The sequence below is a fragment of the Vibrio sp. SALL6 genome, assembly GCF_002002385.1.
GTDB classification, from domain to species: domain Bacteria; phylum Pseudomonadota; class Gammaproteobacteria; order Enterobacterales; family Vibrionaceae; genus Vibrio; species Vibrio parahaemolyticus.
Genome location: NZ_MQVK01000079.1, coordinates 1 through 582 on the forward strand (window position 1 = coordinate 1; position 582 = coordinate 582).

The 582-nt window shown below is 37.1% G+C and carries 1 protein-coding gene; it reads right to left on the reverse strand.

What is annotated here, in order from left to right; genetic code table 11:
* Nucleotides 1–27: 27 nt before the first annotated feature.
* Nucleotides 28–480, reverse strand: a complete 453-nt coding sequence (locus tag BIW15_RS24020; RefSeq protein ID WP_077281766.1) for a hypothetical protein — start codon at nt 478–480, stop codon at nt 28–30.
* Between the last annotated feature and the right edge of the window lie 102 nt (nt 481–582).

Consider the following 582-nt stretch of genomic DNA (forward strand, 5'->3'; position numbering starts at 1 on the left):
TCTTAAACAGTTTGTTATGTGGACACTTTAGAGAAACTTGGATTCAAAGATTTCTTCCCAAGGCAAATTTGGCATGGAACTACCTTTGACCTCCTTGTAGTCTATCTTAACTTTTGAGCTATCAATGAACACTTTGTTGTTCTGTTCTAAAACCTCAGCCCTTTCATTGATTTCTTTCATTAAATGAAACCTTGCGCTCCTAGCTTCTTCGACTGCACACTTCAGTGTTTTGAGCCTAGAATCTGTTTTAAGTAATGACTCACACATTGCTCTCAACTCTCGCGAGTCATATCCCTTGAACGTTTTAGTGCTACTTAACACAGCATGTTTTATGAAATCATTGCGAAATACCTTTGGTTTCAATAATTCAAGAAACTCACTTATGGTCTTTTTCTGCTTAAGTCTCAACTGTTCTTCACCTTCTGGTATTAGATCATCAAGCTTATTCAGTTGTTCCTGCAATTCAATCAATCTACGCATAATGCCTACCGATACTAAATTATCGGAGCGTAGCACAACCCCAAATAACAAGTGTTAGCTACATGCTAACTTCATGATATATATTGAAAGGACACATAACGC